Genomic DNA, 17364 nt, shown 5'->3' with positions numbered 1-17364 from the left:
TCCTTGAGTGCATGGGATCGGCGGATGGCATATCGCCTTTTCCGCCAAAGTGAAACGACATTAAGGTTCGAACCGCGCTGCCAGATTCCGTCCTTTCTCGGGAGGGATTTTATCGACCAGTGGACGGATCGGAGCGACGGCCGTGCCGGCGCCGCCATCGAGCAGGCCCGCGAGTGGGCCAACGGGCCAGCTTGGAACAGCGTCAATGCGGCCGAAGGCGCGCAGCACATTTTCAGACAGGCTGGGTATGATACTCCAAGCCAGTACGGCGCAGACGCTGATCAGATTAAGGCCTGTTCGTGTCACGAGCGCTGCGCGAATCGGATCGGACTTGCTGGCTGTCCATGGCGCGGCGTGCTGCAGGTAAGCATTCGCGACATCCCAGATCGCGCGAGTTGCCGCCGCCGCCGCACGAAACTCGAGCGCCTCGTGATGCCGTCGTAGCGTCGCGATACGTTGCTCCAGTTCGCGTGCGAGCAGGTATTCGGCCGCGCCAGGCGCACCGCCTTCTGGAATTTGGCCGTCGAAGGCCCGATGAGCGAAGCTGACGATGCGATTGACGAGGTTGCCGAAGATGTCGGCAAGATCCTTGTTCACGTCGGCGACGAACTTCGCGACACTGAAATCGGTGTCGGCGCTTTCAGGCGCGTTGGCGATCAGCCACCAGCGCCAGAGATCGGCCGGCAGTTCTTCCAGGGCCTGATCTGTGAAGATGCCCCGATTGCGGCTGGTCGAGAACTTGCCGCCTTCGTAATTCAGCCAGTGGAATCCCTTGATGATATCGACGGTTTTCCACGGCTCGTTCGAGCCGATCAGCGTTGCCGGGAAGCTGACAGCATGGAATGGGATGTTGTCCTTGCCGAGGAACTGGATGTAACGGACGTCATCGGCCTGCCACCACCACTTTCGCCAGTCTCGGCCTGGCGCGGCGGCGGCCCATTCCTGTGTGGCTGCGATGTAACCGATTGGCGCGTCGAACCAGACGTAGAAGACCTTGTTCTCGAATCCGTGGCGCGGAACCGGAATGCCCCAGATCAGATCGCGCGTAATGCAGCGATCGCGCAAATCCGCCGTGAGCCAGCTCTTCGCGGTTGACACCACGAAGGCAGGCCAGCCGGATCGGCTATCGATCCACGCGCTCAAGGCTGCGACAAGCTGCGACTGTCGTAGGAACAGATGGCGGCTTTCGCGGATCTCCAGCGCGCGGTCGCCCGACAGCGCAGATCGCGGATCGATCAGTTCGGGCGGATCGAGCAGGGTGCCGCAGTGGTCGCATTGATCGCCGCGCGCGGATGGGTCGCCACAATGCGGGCAAGTGCCGAGCACGTAGCGGTCTGGCAGGAAACGGCCGTCCACGGGGGACCAGACCTGTTGCAACGCGCGTTCCTCGATCAGTCCGCCATCTTCGAGCCTGCGATAGAAGTGCTGCGTCAGGGTGCGATTCTCCAGCGAGCTGGTCCGGCCGAAATGGTCGAATGACAGGCCGAAGCGGCGGTAGATGTCGGCCTGGATTGCGTGCTGCGTGCTGCAGAAAGTCTGGATGTCCTGTCCGGCGCGAACGGCGCCGAGCTCGGCCGGCGTGCCGTGCTCGTCCGTGGCACAGACGAAGAGCACCTCGTCGCCGATCTGTCGTCTAAAACGGGCATGGACATCGGCTGGCAGGAGCGACCCGACGAGATTGCCGAGATGCTTGACGCCGTTCACATAGGGAAGGGCGCTGGTGATGAGAATTTTGGTCATGGCTGCGTCTTTCGCGTTTGGGGATGCCGACCCGGAAGAAGTCAAACCGGAAAATCAAAAGCCCTCCCGCATGATCGGAAGGGCTTGGGGTCGGCTCATGCCTCACGCGCGTGCGCGCGCTCTATCCCGTCCGGTCAGCTTCCTTGCGGTCGGGCCGGGGCATTCGCTTCAGATATTGCGCGCTCGCGAAAGTCACTGCACATTTCTCCTTGTACAAATCGATAGCATTTCGGGATGGAGAACGCCAGATCGCGTACTTCAGGACCGCTTGGGAGGCACGCCATGGCCATGGAAGACGACGACCGCCCGCGCAGGAAGATCACGCACGAGATCGGCCAGGATCTCTCATTGTTGTCGGTCGAGGAACTGACCGAGCGCGTCGCGCTGCTCAAGTCCGAGATCGTACGACTGGAGGAAGCCGCCACCAGGAAGCGCGCCTCGCGCGATGCGGCGGATCACTTTTTCAAGAAGTAGCCGCCACACAACGACTGTCGTCCCGGACAAGCGTAAGCGCCGATCCCGGACCCATACCCACAGGGCGAAGTCGTCGCGCAAAGCCGGCAACTCCGAGTCCCCGTCACCACATCCGCCTGGGGCTATGGGTCCCTTATCGGCGCTTACGCTTGTCCGGGACGACAGCGGAATGTGTTGCGCCAGCTGCGCAACATGTCTGGCGCCTGATCAGACCGGTGCACGACTTTCGAAATTGTTCCGCACCCACTCGGCCGCTGGCCGACATGGCTAACGAACTCTCAAAAAATTAGCTCGTTTACGGTCGATTAAGCTTTCGGGTTTATGACTGGAACTGTCCTCGTTTGGACACCGAGTGGCTCCTGTCCACTCTGTTTGACGCCTCCCTGTTATCAACTTTCAAAGCCGCCGGTCTCCGGCGGCTCTTTTTTTGCGCAAAGCGCAGCGGATGCAGCTTCGCGTCGAGAAGATGTGTCGAAACAGGAATATCCCCTCAGTTGCATTTGCGAGGAATGACCCGCGGAAACCATATCCGCGCTTGTCACTGGACTCCGCGCTCCGCCCGCGCAATGATTTGTTCATCATAAGCCGGCGCCAAGCCGGACAGTCAGACAGTTGCGTAAGGGGCGTTAACCATGGAACGTTTGCAGGCCGAAGGCGCTCTCGTTCAGCTCAGCGAGCGGTTCACCAATTCTGCGGCGTTCGGCGTTCTGTTCCGTGAAGGCATGGACCTCGTCGAAGAGACCGCCGCCTATCTCGACGGCGCCGGCCGCGTCGAGGCCAAGGCACTCGATCGCGCCGTCAGCCTCACCTATGCGACCGAGAGCATGCGCCTCACCACGCGCCTGATGCAGCTTGCGTCCTGGCTGCTGCTGCACCGCGCGGTGAAGGAGGGCGAGATGACGCTGAGCCAGGCCAACCGCGAGAAGACCAAGGTCAAGCTCACCGCCGCCGATCCCGGTCCCGCCGACACCATCGAGAAGCTGCCCGCGCAGCTCCAGGAGCTGATCCATCGCTCGATGAGCCTGCAGACCCGCGTGCGCCGCCTCGACAGCACGATCCACACCCCGCCGGCCGAGCACGTGGCGATCGGCAACCCGCTGGTGCCGCACCTCAACGCGCTGAAGGCGGCGTTCGAGCGGTAGGGTTGTTCATCGTCATTCCGGGGCGATGCGTCAGCATCGAACCCGGAATCTCGAGATTCCGGGTTCGGCTCTGCGAGCCGCCCCGGAATGACAGCGCGATAGAAAACAAAAACGCCCCCGGTCTGCCGGGGGCGTTTTCGTCTCCAGCCTTGCGGCCGGCTCAATCCTTTTTGAGAAAGCCCGAAAACTTCTTCTGGAAGCGCGAAACGCGGCCGCCGCGGTCCATGATCTGCGTGGAGCCGCCGGTCCAGGCCGGATGCGACTTCGGGTCGATGTCGAGGTTCAGCGTGTCGCCTTCCTTGCCCCAGGTCGAGCGGGTCAGGTACTCGGTTCCGTCGGTCATGACGACCTTAATCGTATGATAATCCGGATGAATTTCGGCTTTCATGGCAATTCCTCGGCGCTCCGGCGCCTTCTTGGGTGGCTAGCGAATGACGGATTTGGGCGGCTCTATACCGCACGAAACCTTGCAAAACAAGCCATGTCGGGCCGTCGAGCCGGGTTTGCCCCTAAGGGACTTCCCGGATTTGCCACTACCCCTACACCGGCCTATTGGGAGCAAACCAATGCAATAGGTCGGATATCATGAGCGCAGTGGAACGGCTTGATGACCAGCATATCAATCGGCCCGCAATGAACGCCGCGGACATCCCGTCGATCGAGGCCGAGCTGATCGAAGAGCCCGCCAAGGGGCGTGCCAAGCTGCGGCCGCTGCTTGCTCTCGCGCCCTATGTGAGCCGCTATCGCGGCCGGGCGGCGCTGGCCTTCGTCGCGCTCACGGTCGCCGCGCTGACGACGCTGCTGGTGCCGATCGCGGTGCGCAGGATGATCGATTTCGGCCTGACGCCTGAGGGCATCGAGCTGATCAACAGCTACTTCTCGGTGATGCTCGCGGTGGTGGGCGTGCTCGCGCTCGCGAGCGCGGCGCGCTACTACCTCGTGATGACGATCGGCGAACGCATCGTCGCCGACCTCAGGCGCGACGTCTTCGCCCATCTGCTCTCGCTCTCGCCCGCCTTCTTCGATTCCGCCCGCAGCGGCGAATTGATCTCGCGGCTCACCGCCGACACCACCCAGCTCAAATCGGCCGTCGGCGCCTCGGTCTCGATCGCGCTGCGCAACCTGATGATGTTCCTGGGCGCCGCGGCGATGATGGTGATCACGAGCCCGAAACTGTCCGGCTTCGTGCTGCTGGCCATTCCCTTGATCGTGCTGCCGCTGGTGGCCTTCGGGCGCTGGGTGCGGCGCCTGTCGCGCAATGCACAGGATACGCTCGCCGAAGCCTCGGCCTATGCCGGCGAGCTGGTCGGCGCGATCCGCACCGTGCAGGCCTATACCAGCGAGCAATTTGCCGAGAAGCGTTTCGGCGGCGAGGTCGAACAGGCCTATGAGGCCGCGCGAACCTCGACCCAGGCCCGCGCCGTGCTCACGGCCATCATCATCTTCATCGTGTTCGCAAGCGTGGTCGCCATCCTCTGGATCGGCTCGCACGACGTGCTGAGTGGCGCGATCACGCCGGGCCGGCTCGGCCAGTTCGTGCTCTATGCCGTGTTCGCGGCGGCGGGCCTCGGCCAGCTCAGCGAGGTCTGGGGCGAGGTCTCGGCGGCGTCGGGCGCGGCCGAGCGCCTGTTCGAGATCCTGCATGTGAGGCCCGAGATCACCGCGCCCGCGGCGCCGCGGGCGCTGCCGGTGCCGGCGCGCGGCGAGGTCGGTTTCGATCAGGTCAGCTTCGCCTATCCGGCGCGGTCCGACGTCAAGGTGCTCGACGCGGTGTCGTTCACGGTGCGCCCCGGCGAGAAGGTCGCTATCGTCGGTCCCTCCGGCGCCGGCAAGAGCACGATCTTTCATCTTCTGCTGCGCTTCTACGACCCGCGCAGCGGGACGATCTCGCTCGACGGCGTGCCGGTCAGATCCGCCGACCCGCGCGATTTCCGCGCCCGCATCGCGCTGGTGCCGCAGGACTCGGTGGTGTTCGCCGCGACCGCCCGCGAGAACATCCGCTTCGGCCGGCCCGATGCGACCGATGCCGAGGTCGAGCGTGCCGCCGAGCTTGCGCATGCCGCCGAGTTCATCCGCCGCCTGCCCGAAGGTTTCGAGACGGCGCTCGGCGAGCGCGGCGTGACGCTTTCCGGCGGCCAGCGCCAGCGCATCGCGATCGCGCGCGCCATCCTGCGCGATGCGCCGCTCTTGCTGCTCGATGAAGCGACCTCCGCGCTCGACGCCGAGAGCGAGACGCTGGTGCAGACCGCGCTGGAAGAGTTGATGCGCCACCGCACCACGCTCGTCATCGCCCATCGCCTCGCCACCGTGCTGTCCTGCGACCGCATCCTGGTGATGGACCAGGGCCGGATCGTCGAGCAGGGCACGCATGCCGAACTCGTGGCGGCGAACGGACTCTATGCGAGGCTGGCGCGGTTGCAGTTCGAGGGGGCGTGAGGGCGCAGCGCGATCGACGTGAAGCGCTGCGATCGCCGCCTCACCCACAGTGTCGTCGCCCGCGAAGGCTGGCGATCCAATACGCCGCGGCGTCTCGGTTCAATCACTGCTGTCTCTGGAATACTGGATCACCCGCCCCTGTGCGCAATTGCGCACTAGGCGGGTGATGACAGCTCAGTTTGCCTTTGGCGATCACGCCTGCCACACCATCTTCAGCACCGGCCGGCCCGAGGTCGGGTTCACGTCGTCGCCGGCATGGGCAAAGCCGTTGCGCTCGTAGAAGCGGATGGCGCGGGCATTGTCCTTGTTGACGAGCAGCGTGATTCCTCCCGGCGAGAGACGCTTGGCCTCATCCACCAGCAGCCGCGCTGCATCCGAGCCCCAGTGCTCCGGGTCGACCACGAGCTGGTCGAGATAGCCTTCGCCATCGATCGTGACGAAACCGGTCAGCGCACCGTCCTGCTCCGCCACCACGATCGAGGCCTTCGGCACCAGGTCCTTGCGCCAGCGCTCGCGCCACCATTCCAGCCGGCCCGCGAAGTCGATCTGCGGATAGGCCTGCTGCCAGGTGCGATGCCAGAGCTCGATCGCAGCGGCCTCGTCCTCGGGGCGGTAGGGGCGAAGGTGGAGCGCGCTCATTTTACGAAGGTCGTCATGCCCGGGCTTGTCCCGGGCATCCACGCCTTTCTAGTGCGGCGGGCCAAAGATCGTGGATGGCCGGGACAAGCCCGGCCATGACGTTGAGGTGAGCATCGTGTGTCCCTCACCACTACCGCTCCGTCAGCTTCAGCTCGATGCGGCGGTTGCGCTTGTAGGCCTCCTCGGTATTCCCTGGATCGAGCGGCTGGAATTCGCCGAAGCCGGCCGCGACGAGGCGCTGGGCGGGCACGCCGAGCGAGATCAGATATTGCACCACCGAGATCGAGCGGGCCGCGGACAGGTCCCAGTTCGACTTGAAGTTCGGGCCGTTGACCGGACGCACGTCGGTATGGCCGTCGACGCGCAGCACCCAGGGGATCTCGCTCGGGATCTTCTTGTCGAGCTCGATCAGCGCAGTCGCCAGCGTGTCGAGCTCGGCGCGGCCCTCGGGCAGCAGCGTCGCCTGGCCGGTATCGAAGAACACTTCGGACTGGAACACGAAGCGGTCGCCGACGATGCGGATGTCGGGGCGGTTGCCGAGGATGGCACGCAGGCGGCCGAAGAATTCGGAGCGGTAGCGCGACAATTCCTGCACGCGCTGCGCCAGGGCGACGTTCAGGCGAGAGCCCAGATCGGCGATGCGATTCTGCGATTCCTTGTCGCGCTTCTCGGATGCATCCAGCGCCTCTTCCAGCGCCGCCAATTGCCGGCGCAGCGCGCTGATCTGCTGGTTCAGCACCTCGATCTGCGCCAGGGCCCGCGCCGAGACGGCCTTCTCCGAGTCCAGCGCCTTGCCGAGTTCGGCGGTCTTGCCTTGCGCGTCGTTGCCGGCGGCGGCAAGGCCGTCATAGAGACCCTTGATGCGGTCGCGCTCGCCTTCGGCCGAGGCGAGGCCCGCCTTCAATTGCGAGACCTGGTCGTCGAGGCTGAGCTTGCCGAGCTTTTCCAGCGACAGCAGCTCGTTGAGCTGGGCGATCTTGGCGTTGAGCTGCTCCAGCGCCTTGTCCTTGCCGGTGACCTCCTGCGACAGGAAGAACTGCACGACCAGAAACACCGACAGCAGGAACACGATCGACAGCACCAGCGTCGACAGCGCGTCGACGAAGCCGGGCCAGTAGTTGAAGGCGCCTTCGCTGCGGCGGCCGCGCGCTAGAGCCATTTACGTCTCTCCGTTTCTCTCGTGTCCCGGACGCGGTGCAGCGCCTTGGCGATGCGCCGCTGAGCCGGGACCCAGCGTCAGGTAGAAGATTCTGGGCCCCGGCTCGGCGATGCATCACTTCGTGCTGCATCGCGTCCGGGGCACGAAACCTCCGTCCCCCGTCCTCAGCTCTTCTCCGGCTGACGCGCGATGCGCTCCAGCAGGCGCCGGATCTCGCGGTTCTGCTCGCCCTGGCCGTCGGCCCATTCGCGGATCATCTGTTGCTCGGTGCGCATGTGCGACACCAGCGCCTGGATCGCCTCGGCAAGGCTCGCCATCGCCGCCGTTGTGCCGCGGCTGGCGCTGCCTTCCTCGAACACGGTGCGCAGCCGTTCGACCGCGGCCTGGAGCTCGCCGCTGGCGACCCCGCTGCCTGCCGCGACGGGCGGCGCTTCGCCGTTGCCATATTCGCGCACGGTAGTGGCGAGCCAGTCTTCGAGGTCCGTGTAGAAGCGGTTCTGCGCCTGGCTCGATTGCAGGTCGAGGAAGCCGAGGATCAGGGAGCCGGCGAGGCCGAACAGCGAGCTGGAGAACGAGATCCCCATGCCGCCGAGCGGGGCGGCGAGGCCCTCCTTGAGCGTGTCGAACAGCGAGCCGGCATCGCCGCCGACCTTGAGCCCGTCGATCACCTTGCCGACCGAGCCGACCGTCTCGATCAGGCCCCAGAAGGTGCCGAGCAGGCCGAGGAAGACCAGGAGGCCGGTCATGTAGCGCGAGATGTCGCGGGCCTCGTCGAGGCGCGTCGCGATGGAATCGAGCAGATGCCGCATCGTGGTCTGGGTGATGGTCATCCGCCCGGAGCGCTCGCCGCCGAGGATCGCCGCCATCGGCGCCAGCAGCTTCGGGTGCCGGGCCGGCGCCAGGCCGGGGTCGGCGATGCGGAAATTGTTGACCCAGGAGACTTCGGGATAGAGCCGGATGACCTGGCGGAAGGCCAGCACGATGCCGATGAACAGCACCGCCCCGATCAGGGCATTGAGCCCGGGATTGGCGAAGAAAGCCTGGATGATCTGCTTGTAGAGCACCACGCCAACCAGCGTGCACAGCACCAGGAAGACCAGCATCCGCACCAGGAAGACGCTGGGCGAGGACAGTTTCGTGTACTCGATATCCAAGGTGGAGCGGGAAGTGCCAGACGGCATGGCCGGTATCATCCGTTACGTAAGCTTGCTTGCGGTGCGCACTATGGCACAGCGCCCGCCCAAAAAAAGCGCCGGATGCGCCAATTTCGGGGACAGCTTGGGGAACCGGGGCCCGAAGCGGCGCTTTGATGAACAGGTATATGCAGAAGCTCGCCATTCGGGAGGTGCATGAGCGTCGTTTCCGCGATCATCGGAAGTGCCGAGCACGTGCCGCTGCCGGACGTGGTCATCCGTGCCGCGATCCAGCGCTTGTGCTCCCGCACGGCGAGTCGCCTGTCCGCGCTGGGCGCCGCCGATGACGCCGCCTTCGCCGGGCGGATGATGCTGCGGCCGATTGCCGAGGGCGCGGGGACCCGGCATGACGAGGCGCCTGCTTCCTTCTTCGCCGAAATGCTCGGCCCCAACCGCAAATTCTCCTCCTGCTTCTACAAGACCGACGCGAGCACCTTGCAGGAGGCGGAGGAGGAGGCGCTGCGCCAGACCGTCGAGCATGCCGGTCTTGCCGATGGCCAGACCATCCTCGAGCTCGGTTGCGGCTGGGGCTCGCTGTCGCTGTGGATGGCGCGGCAGTTTCCGCATGCAAAGGTGACGGTGGTGTCGGGCTCGCAGGCGCAGCGCGCCCATGTCGAGGAGAAGGCGCGGCTCCGCGGACTCCTGAACCTGCGCGGGGTCACCGCGGACATGAACGTGTTCGCGCCCGAAGGCCAGTTCGACCGCATCGTCTCGGTCGAGATGTTCGGGCAGATAACGAACTGGCGCAAGCTGATGACACGGGTGCGGTCATGGCTGGCGTCGGAGGGGCGGTTCTTCATGCAGGTCGCCACCCATCGCTCGGGCTCGCAGCTGTTCAACCGGCTCGATCGCAACGACTGGATCGCGCAGCACGTCTTCACGGGCGGGCTGATGCCGAGCCATCACCTCGTCAGGCAATTCGACGATATCTTTGCGATCGAGAAGGAATGGTGCTGGAGCGGCACGCATTACCAGCGCACTGCCAACGACTGGCTCGCCAATTTCGATGCGCATCGCGGCCCCATCGAGGCGTCCTTGCGCAGGGTCTATGGCGAGGAGACTGCTCTTTGGATGCGTCGCTGGCGCTGGTTCCTCCTCGCAACATCCGGCCTGTTCGGCTACGCCGGTGGAACCGAATGGGGAATCAGCCATTATCGGATGAAAGCCGCCGAATGATTGCGGTGTTCGGTCGCAGCACGCGGCGGTGGAACTGGATTCACAATCAGGTGACTCGCTAAAAGGCAGCTGAAGTCAACGGGTTAGGCCGTGTGACAATGAGCCGCCCGCAACACGCGTTGCGTCGCAGCAAGTCCATTCTATTTTGAGGCCATCGGCGCGCGAAAGGAGTCCAGCACGGGCCCACGGAGCGTGAGCAGTATCAACAACATCGGGGCACCATATTTCATGTCAGGACTTCGCGCGCGATCGGCATGCGTTGCATTGATGCTCGCGGCCCTTGCGCCGCTCCTTGGTGCTTGCGACGAATCCAGCTCCGCCGTATCCGCCGCCCAGCCGGTCGCCCCTGACGTGAGCGTCGTCGTCGTCAAGCCGCAGCCGCGCGCCGTGGTGCGCGAACTGCCGGGCCGCATCGCGCCGACGCGTGTCTCCGACGTGCGGCCGCGCGTGTCCGGCATCGTGGTCCAGCGTCTGTTCCGCCAGGGCAGCGAGGTGAAGGCGGGCGATCCGCTCTACCGTATCGATCCGCGTCCGTTCGAGGTCGAGGTGATGGCCAACGAAGCCGCGCTTGCCAAGGCCGACGCGGCGTTGATGCAGGCCAAACAGCAGGCGCATCGCATCGCCACCCTCACCAAGGATCGCGCTGCCCCGGAAGCCGAGAACGAGAAGGCGATCGCGGCCGAACGCCAGGCCCATGCCGAGGTCGAGGGCCGCAAGGCGGAGCTGGCGCGGGCAAAGCTCAATCTCGACTATGCCACCGTGCGTGCGCCGATCGACGGCGTGGTCGGTGCGGCGCTGGTGAGCGAGGGCGCGCTCGCCGTGCAGAACGAGACCAATCTCGCCACCATCCAGCAGCTCGATCCGATCTATGCCGACTTCACCCAGTCGGTGAATGAACTCAACCAGCTCCGCCGTGCCTTCGAGACCGGCGACCTCGATCGCATCGCCGCCGATGCCGCCAAGGTGCGCCTGGTGCTCGACGACAACACTATCTATTCACTCGACGGCAAGCTGCTGTTCTCCGACGCCAAGGTCGACGCCCACACCGGGCAGGTGACGTTGCGCGGCGAGTTCCCCAATCCCAGGCGCGAACTGCTGCCGGGCATGTATGTCCGGGTCCGAATCGACCAGGGTCTCGATTCCGACGCGATCGCGGTGCCGCAGCAGGCGGTCCAGCGCAATGGCGGCGGCGGCAGCGAGGTGTTCGTCGTCAAGGACGACAACCACATCGCGGTCCAGCCGGTGCGCACGGGATCGGTGCAGGACGGACTTTGGTTCGTCACCGAGGGCCTGAAGGCCGGTGACAAAGTCGTGGTCGAAGGTTTCCAGAAGTTCGCGGCCGGCGACAAGGTCAAGCCGCAATCCTGGTCGGAAGTGGAAGCGACCGCGGACAACCGGCACGCCCAGCAGCTCACGCGGTAACGCGCTATGCCGAGCTTTTTCATCGACAGGCCGATCTTCGCCTGGGTGGTCGCGCTGTTCATCTGCTTGATCGGCGCGATCGCGGTGCCGCTGCTGCCGATCGCGCAGTATCCGATCATCGCGCCGCCCTCGATCTCGATCTCGACCAGTTATCCCGGTGCGTCGCCCGAAAACCTTTACAACAGCGTCACGCGGCTGATCGAGGAGGAGCTCAACGGCGCCTCCGGCATTCTCAATTTCGAATCAACCAGCGACTCGCTCGGCCAGGTCGAGATCATCGCCAATTTCCAGCCCGGCACCGATACCAACGACGCCTCGGTGGAAGTCCAGAACCGCATCAAGCGCGTCGAGGCGCGCCTGCCGCGCGCGGTGATGCAGCAGGGCATCCTGATCGAGGAAGCCTCCAGCGCGGTGCTTCAGATCATCACGCTGAGCTCGACCGACGGCAGCCTGGATGAGGTCGGCCTCGGCGACTTCATGATCCGAAACGTGCTGGGTGAGATCCGCCGCATTCCCGGCGTCGGCCGCGCCACGCTCTATTCGACCGAGCGCAGCTTGCGCGTCTGGGTCGATCCGGCCAAGCTCGTCGGCTATGGGTTGACCGCCGATGACGTCAACAAGGCCATCGCCGCGCAGAACGCGCAGGTGGCCTCCGGCAGCATCGGTGCCGAACCCTCGACGTCCAGCCAACGCACCTCGACGCTGGTGCTGGTCAAGGGGCAACTCTCCTCGCCGGACGAATTCGGCGCCATCATCCTGCGCGCCAATGCCGACGGCTCGACCGTACGCCTGCGCGATGTCGCGCGCGTCGAGGTCGGCGGGCTCAGCTACCAGTTCAACACGCGCCTCAACGGCAAGCCGACCGCGGGTCTGTCGGTGCTGATGTCGCCGACCGGCAATGCGCTGGCGACCGCGAGCGCGGTCGAAGCGAAGATGAAGGAGCTGTCGCGCTTCTTCCCGGCCAACATCACCTACGAGATCCCCTACAACATCACGCCCGTGGTCGAGGCCTCGATCAAGAAGGTGCTGACGACGCTGGTCGAAGCCGTGGTGCTGGTGTTCGTCGTGATGTTCCTGTTCCTGCAGAACATCCGCTACACCATCATTCCGACCATCGTGGTGCCGGTGGCGCTGTTGGGCGCCTGTTCCACGCTGCTGCTCGCCGGCTACTCCATCAACATGCTCTCGATGTTCGGCATGGTGCTTGCGGTCGGCATCCTCGTCGACGACGCCATCGTCGTGGTCGAGAACGTCGAACGCATCATGGCCGAGGAAGGCCTGCCGCCGAAGGAAGCCACGCGCAAGGCGATGTCGCAGATCACCGGCGCCATCATCGGCATCACCCTGGTGCTGATGGCGGTGTTCGTGCCGATGGCGTTCTTCCCGGGCTCGGTCGGCATCATCTATCGCCAGTTCTCCGTCACCATGGTCGCCGCGATCGGCTTCTCCGCCTTCCTCGCGCTGTCGCTGACGCCGGCGCTGTGTGCGACCCTGCTCAAGCCCATCGCCAAGGGGCACGGTCATTCCAGCAATTTCGTGTTCGGCTGGTTCAACCGCATGCTGGAGGCCGCGCGGTTCCGCTACGCGGGTACGGTCGGCTTCTCGCTGAAGCGCACCGGGCGCCTGATGCTGGTCTATGCCGCGCTGCTGGTCGGCCTGTCCTGGGCCTTCGTCAGCCTGCCCGGCGGCTTCCTGCCCGTCGACGACCAGGGCTTCGTCACCACCGACGTGCAGACGCCATCGGATTCGTCCTACGCCCGCACCGAGGCCGTGATCGAGAAGGTCGAAAAATACCTCGCCGCACGGCCGGGGGTCAAAGATGTCACCTTCCTCACGGGCTTCAGCTTCTCCGGCCAGGGCATGAACACCGCGCAGGCCTTCATCACGCTGAAGGACTGGTCGGAGCGCGGGCCCATGGATTCCGCCGCTGCGATCGTCAACGACATCAACCGCGACCTCTCGTCGATCCGCGACGCCAAGATCTCGGCGCTGCAGCCGCCGCCGATCGACAATCTCGGCAACTCCTCCGGCTTCTCGTTCCGCCTTCAGGACCGCGGCCAGAAGGGTTATGCGGCCTTGATGCGCGCGGCCGACCAGCTGATCGCGGCGGCCAATGCGAGCCCGGTGCTCCAGAAGGTCTACATCGAAGGCCTGCCCGAGGCAGGCGTGGTCAATCTCATGATCGACCGCGAGAAGGCCGGCGCCTTCGGCGTCACCTTCGAGGACATCAACAACACGATCTCGACCAATCTCGGCTCGAACTATATCAACGACTTCCCGAACCGCGGCCGCATGCAGCGCGTCGTCGTGCAGGCCGACGCACGCGACCGCATGCGGACCGAGGACATCCTCAACTACAACGTCAAGAACAGCCGCGGCCAGCTGGTGCCGTTCTCGTCCTTTGCCACGGTGGAATGGGCCCGCGGTCCGACGCAGATCGCCGGCTTCAACTATTATCCGGCGGTGCGCATCTCCGGCGAAGCCAGGCCCGGCTTCACCTCGGGCGATGCGATCGCCGAGATGGAGCAGCTTGCCGACAGACTGCCGCGCGGCTTCGGCTATGAATGGACCGGACAATCGCTTCAGGAAAAACTCTCGGGCTCGCAGGCGCCGTTCCTGCTGGCGCTCTCGGTATTCGTGGTGTTCCTGTGTCTGGCCGCGCTGTACGAAAGCTGGACCATTCCGCTCGCGGTGCTGCTGACCGTGCCGCTCGGTATCGTCGGCGCCGTCGTCGCCGCCATGCTGCGCGGCCTGCCCAACGACGTCTACTTCACCGTCGGCCTGATCACCATCATCGGCCTCGCCGCGAAGGACGCGATCCTGATCATCGAGTTCGCGAAGGATCTGCGCAAGGAAGGCAAGCCGCTGGTGGAAGCCACCATCGAGGCCTGCCGCCTGCGCTTCCGCCCGATCCTGATGACCGGCCTCGCCTTCATCTGCGGCGTGCTGCCGATGGCGATCGCGCATGGTGCCGGCGGCGCCAGCCAGCAGGCGCTGGGCAGCATCGTGATGGGCGGCATGATCGCGGTGGTGATCCTGGCGCTCCTGATGGTGCCGGTGTTCTTCGTCTCGGTGCAGCGCGTGCTGGGCGGGGACCGGGAGCCGGCGGCGGCGAAGGACCATGAGGCCTACGGCCCGCCGGCGCGGGCGCATACCGGGCACTGACGGTTCTTTCCGTCATTCCGCAGCGCGCGTAGCGCGAACTACCTATCGGGCCGCAATCACAGTCGATGAATGGATTCCGGGCTCGCGCTCAGTGGCGCGTCCCGGGATGACGGCGGAGTGTGGAGCGCGAGCTCCCGCCTTACGCCGCCTTCCGCAGAATCTTCACCAATTCCCCGTGCACGAACTCGTTGCCGCACACGACGTGCCCGGTGACCAGCGCATCGCCCGGGGTGTCGATGTCGCTCACCGTGCCGCCCGCCTCGCGCACCATGATCTGGCCGGCAGCGATGTCCCACGGCTGCAGGTCGCGCTCCCAATAGCCGTCGAGGCGGCCGGCGGCGACGAAGGCGAGGTCGAGCGAAGCGGCGCCGAAGCGGCGCAGGCCGGCGACGCGATTCTGGATCGCGGTCATCTCGCGGCGGAATTCCTCGTGGTCGCCGCGGCCGATATGGGGCAGGCCGCAGGCCACCACGCATTCGTTGAGCTGACGGCGGCCGGCCACGCGCAGGCGCTGGTCGTTGAGGAAGGCGCCCTTGCCGCGCTCGGCGATGTAGAGCTCGTCATTGGCGGGGTTGTAGATCACGCCGGCGATGATCATGCCCTCACGCGCGAGGCCGATCGAGATCGCGAATTGCGGGATGCCGTGCAGGAAATTGGTGGTGCCGTCGAGCGGATCGACGATCCAGGTGTGGCTCTTGTCGGTGCCTTCGCGGGTGCCGCCCTCTTCGCCGATGAAGCCATAGCCGGGCCTTGCCTTGGCGAGGTCCTGGTAGAGGATCTCCTCGGCGCGCTTGTCGGCGAGCGAGACGAAATTCGCCGGCCCCTTCAGCGAGACCTGGAGATGCTCGATCTCGCCGAGATCGCGCTTGAGGCTGCGGCCGGCGCGGCGCGCGGCCTTGACCATGACGTTGATAGTGGCGGAATACAGCATGAGCTCTGGACTTGATCGGGGGCGGGGATCAGGGGCAGTGACGGAACGTCGCGCCTGTTTGAGGGATTGGGTGCCCTGCGAGGGCGCTTGCGTCAAGTCATTGCGTCAAGTCATTTGGTCCCGAGCCATTTCTTGGCGGCGGCCTCCGCCTTGGCCCGCTCCTCGGCCGGCAGATCGTATAATTGCTTGTCGAGATCGGGGTCGCCCTTGCCGGCCGTTTTGGCCACCAGGTGCCATTTGAAGCCCTCGACCTTGTCCATGGGTGTACCCACGCCGTTGATCAGCACCCATGCCAGCCGGTTCTGCGCGATCGCGCTGCCCTGGCGGGACGCCTTGCGGAGCAACGCGACGGCCGCCGGCTGGTTCTTCGGCGTGCCGGTGCCGTTGAACATCGCGATCGCATATTCGACCTCGGCGTCGACATTGTCGGCGAGCGAGGCGGCCTGGAGCAGCCGCACCGCGCGTTCCGGGTCCTTCGGCACACCGGTGCCTTCCTTGTAGAAGGTCGCGAGCGCGTATTGCGCCTCGGGCAGGCCTGCATCGGCGGCCTGGCGCAGGAGCTCCGCCGAGCGCTTGACGTCCTGCGGCAGGGTCTGGCCGTCCAGATAGAGCAAGGCGAGGTTATAGGCGGCCTTGGGCTCGCCGAGCTTGGCGGCAGAGGCCATCAGCTTGACCGCCTCGCCCTTGTCGACCGGGCCGCCGCGGCCCGACATGCGCAGCATGGCGAGCGCGAACATCGCCTCGCGATCGCCGGAATCGGCGGCGCGCTTGTACCATTCGGCCGCCTTGGCGTAGTCGCGCCGGATGCCCATGGCGTTGGAATAGAGCTCGCCGAGCATGGTCATCGCCTTGGGATCGCCGGCTTGTGCACGGGTGGTGGCGAGGTCGAACGCCGTCTTGTACTGGCCGCGCTGGTAGGCGCCGTAGACAAGATCGACGTTGGGATCGTCGGTCGGCGGCGCGGGGATCACGGTCGCGGCCGGCTTGGGCGAGGGGGACGGCTTGGGGGAGGCCGAAGGTTTCGGCGCGGGAGCGGCTTCCTTCTTCTTGGTGATCGTGTGCGGCCTGGGCTTCTGTTTTTCGGCGGGAGCGCCCGGCGTTGCGGCCGGCGGCGTGATCTGGAGCTGCGCGGCCGCGGGCGCCGTGAGCAGCAGCGCGGCCAGCATGGTGATGTGCGGAAGCTTCATGTCGGGCGCTGGCCGTGCTCCTGACCCGCAGGATCCTGGCTCGCCGGTGCCGTCGCATGGGCCTTCTTGATCGCAGCGTCGGCCTCGACCAGCGCGGCCTTGGGTCCGCGCGGATCGGCCCAGATGAAGTCGCCGACCAGCACGAAATCGGCGCCGCTGGCGGCGAAATCGTGGGCCTCTTCCAGCGACGTGGCAAAGCCGACGCAGGGCGGCTCGAACAGCTCGGCCCACCAGTCCAGCCGTTCGGCGATGGCCTGGGATGACGGGCGCTGGCCTTTCTCGTCGGGCTCGCCGAACAGCACATAGTCGGCGCCCATCTCGCCCGCGCTCATGGAATCGTGGCGCGTGGCAAGCCCGCCGACGCCGGCGATGCGATCGGGCTTGAGCGAGGGCGCCGCCTCTTCCAGCGCGGCAAGGCCGGTGAGGTGCGCGCCGTCGGCGCCGCCGCGCGCGACGATGTCAGGATGGCCGTCGACGAGGAGGGCTGCGCCTGCCTTCTGCACCGGCGGTGCCAACGCCTTGACGCGAGAGATCATGGTGCGCTGGTCGGTCTCCTTCAGCCGCAGCAGCACGGCCGCGACATCGGCCGAAGCGAGCAGGCCCGGCAAATCGGCGACGAGCCCCGCAGGGTCCTCGACAATAGGCGTCGCGAGATAGAGACGCGGCGCCGGGCGCGGCGGAGGCGGTTTGTTCGACAAGA

Annotated in this window: 14 protein-coding genes; 6 read left to right on the top strand and 8 right to left on the bottom strand. The window is 65.6% G+C overall.

Annotated features, from left to right (window positions below; translation table 11 throughout):
- Nucleotides 1-60 precede the first annotated feature (60 nt).
- Nucleotides 61-1740 carry a methionine--tRNA ligase gene (gene metG, locus XH96_RS35230; RefSeq protein ID WP_194389911.1) on the bottom strand — a complete coding sequence of 560 codons (1680 nt, stop codon included), beginning with the start codon at nt 1738-1740 and terminating at the stop codon, nt 61-63.
- Nucleotides 1741-2022: 282 nt separating this feature from the next.
- On the opposite strand from metG, the gene XH96_RS35225 reads away from it, so the two are divergent.
- Both XH96_RS35225 and XH96_RS35220 read left to right on the top strand, forming a co-directional pair.
- A complete protein-coding gene (locus tag XH96_RS35225) occupies nt 2023-2214 on the top strand; it encodes a DUF1192 domain-containing protein (protein WP_194389910.1) in 192 nt (63 codons plus the stop codon).
- Between the two features lie 632 nt (nt 2215-2846).
- The gene (locus tag XH96_RS35220; protein ID WP_061880931.1) at nt 2847-3356 is read left to right on the top strand and encodes a DUF1465 family protein; all 510 of its coding nucleotides are present in this window, start codon (nt 2847-2849) and stop codon (nt 3354-3356) included.
- A 160-nt stretch (nt 3357-3516) separates the two neighbouring features.
- On the opposite strand, the gene rpmE is transcribed toward XH96_RS35220, so the two are convergent.
- The gene (gene rpmE, locus XH96_RS35215; RefSeq protein WP_028182497.1) at nt 3517-3744 is read right to left on the bottom strand and encodes a 50S ribosomal protein L31; all 228 of its coding nucleotides are present in this window, start codon (nt 3742-3744) and stop codon (nt 3517-3519) included.
- Between the two features lie 197 nt (nt 3745-3941).
- Between rpmE and XH96_RS35210 the strand changes: the two genes are divergently transcribed.
- A complete protein-coding gene (locus XH96_RS35210) occupies nt 3942-5792 on the top strand; it encodes an ABC transporter ATP-binding protein/permease (RefSeq protein WP_194389909.1) in 1851 nt (616 codons plus the stop codon).
- Between the two features lie 192 nt (nt 5793-5984).
- Here XH96_RS35210 and XH96_RS35205 read toward each other — a convergent pair whose 3' ends face one another.
- From XH96_RS35205 to XH96_RS35195, 3 genes are all read right to left on the bottom strand, one after another.
- Nucleotides 5985-6431, bottom strand: a complete 447-nt coding sequence (locus tag XH96_RS35205; protein ID WP_194389908.1) for a GNAT family N-acetyltransferase — start codon at nt 6429-6431, stop codon at nt 5985-5987.
- A 130-nt stretch (nt 6432-6561) separates the two neighbouring features.
- On the bottom strand, nt 6562-7590 hold the full coding sequence (locus tag XH96_RS35200) for a peptidoglycan -binding protein (protein ID WP_194389907.1): 1029 nt from the start codon (nt 7588-7590) through the stop codon (nt 6562-6564).
- A 164-nt stretch (nt 7591-7754) separates the two neighbouring features.
- Nucleotides 7755-8771, bottom strand: coding sequence for a flagellar motor protein MotA (locus tag XH96_RS35195; RefSeq protein WP_194389906.1), 1017 nt, complete (start codon nt 8769-8771; stop codon nt 7755-7757).
- 168 nt (nt 8772-8939) lie between these two features.
- On the opposite strand from XH96_RS35195, the gene XH96_RS35190 reads away from it, so the two are divergent.
- The 3 genes from XH96_RS35190 to XH96_RS35180 all read left to right on the top strand — a co-directional run bounded on the left by XH96_RS35190 (nt 8940) and on the right by XH96_RS35180 (nt 14546).
- Entirely contained in the window at nt 8940-9959 is a 1020-nt protein-coding gene (locus tag XH96_RS35190) for a cyclopropane-fatty-acyl-phospholipid synthase family protein (protein ID WP_194389905.1), read from the top strand.
- A gap of 228 nt (nt 9960-10187) precedes the next feature.
- Complete coding sequence (locus XH96_RS35185; protein ID WP_194389904.1) at nt 10188-11381, top strand: efflux RND transporter periplasmic adaptor subunit; 1194 nt, start codon at nt 10188-10190, stop codon at nt 11379-11381.
- A 6-nt stretch (nt 11382-11387) separates the two neighbouring features.
- Complete coding sequence (locus tag XH96_RS35180; protein ID WP_194389903.1) at nt 11388-14546, top strand: multidrug efflux RND transporter permease subunit; 3159 nt, start codon at nt 11388-11390, stop codon at nt 14544-14546.
- A gap of 139 nt (nt 14547-14685) precedes the next feature.
- Here the strand turns inward: XH96_RS35180 and XH96_RS35175 are convergent, their stop codons facing one another.
- The 3 genes from XH96_RS35175 to XH96_RS35165 all read right to left on the bottom strand — a co-directional run bounded on the left by XH96_RS35175 (nt 14686) and on the right by XH96_RS35165 (nt 17362).
- Entirely contained in the window at nt 14686-15477 is a 792-nt protein-coding gene (locus XH96_RS35175) for an inositol monophosphatase family protein (protein ID WP_194389902.1), read from the bottom strand.
- Between the two features lie 110 nt (nt 15478-15587).
- A complete protein-coding gene (locus tag XH96_RS35170) occupies nt 15588-16664 on the bottom strand; it encodes a tetratricopeptide repeat protein (RefSeq protein ID WP_194389901.1) in 1077 nt (358 codons plus the stop codon).
- Nucleotides 16661-17362, bottom strand: a complete 702-nt coding sequence (locus tag XH96_RS35165; protein WP_194389900.1) for a thiamine phosphate synthase — start codon at nt 17360-17362, stop codon at nt 16661-16663. Before XH96_RS35165 ends, XH96_RS35170 begins: the two co-directional genes overlap by 4 nt.
- Nucleotides 17363-17364 lie beyond the last annotated feature (2 nt).

This window comes from Bradyrhizobium sp. CCBAU 51765 (assembly GCF_015291725.1).
Lineage (GTDB): Bacteria > Pseudomonadota > Alphaproteobacteria > Rhizobiales > Xanthobacteraceae > Bradyrhizobium > Bradyrhizobium liaoningense.
This window is presented reverse-complemented; position numbering and strand designations above follow the sequence as displayed.

Coding starts and splice junctions, on each gene's coding strand:
- metG (WP_194389911.1), bottom strand. CDS start 1,740: ATGACCAAAATTCTCATCACCAGCGCCCTTCCCTATGTGAACGGCGTC.
- XH96_RS35225 (WP_194389910.1), top strand. CDS start 2,023: ATGGCCATGGAAGACGACGACCGCCCGCGCAGGAAGATCACGCACGAG.
- XH96_RS35220 (WP_061880931.1), top strand. CDS start 2,847: ATGGAACGTTTGCAGGCCGAAGGCGCTCTCGTTCAGCTCAGCGAGCGG.
- rpmE (WP_028182497.1), bottom strand. CDS start 3,744: ATGAAAGCCGAAATTCATCCGGATTATCATACGATTAAGGTCGTCATG.
- XH96_RS35210 (WP_194389909.1), top strand. CDS start 3,942: ATGAGCGCAGTGGAACGGCTTGATGACCAGCATATCAATCGGCCCGCA.
- XH96_RS35205 (WP_194389908.1), bottom strand. CDS start 6,431: ATGAGCGCGCTCCACCTTCGCCCCTACCGCCCCGAGGACGAGGCCGCT.
- XH96_RS35200 (WP_194389907.1), bottom strand. CDS start 7,590: ATGGCTCTAGCGCGCGGCCGCCGCAGCGAAGGCGCCTTCAACTACTGG.
- XH96_RS35195 (WP_194389906.1), bottom strand. CDS start 8,771: ATGCCGTCTGGCACTTCCCGCTCCACCTTGGATATCGAGTACACGAAA.
- XH96_RS35190 (WP_194389905.1), top strand. CDS start 8,940: ATGAGCGTCGTTTCCGCGATCATCGGAAGTGCCGAGCACGTGCCGCTG.
- XH96_RS35185 (WP_194389904.1), top strand. CDS start 10,188: ATGTCAGGACTTCGCGCGCGATCGGCATGCGTTGCATTGATGCTCGCG.
- XH96_RS35180 (WP_194389903.1), top strand. CDS start 11,388: ATGCCGAGCTTTTTCATCGACAGGCCGATCTTCGCCTGGGTGGTCGCG.
- XH96_RS35175 (WP_194389902.1), bottom strand. CDS start 15,477: ATGCTGTATTCCGCCACTATCAACGTCATGGTCAAGGCCGCGCGCCGC.
- XH96_RS35170 (WP_194389901.1), bottom strand. CDS start 16,664: ATGAAGCTTCCGCACATCACCATGCTGGCCGCGCTGCTGCTCACGGCG.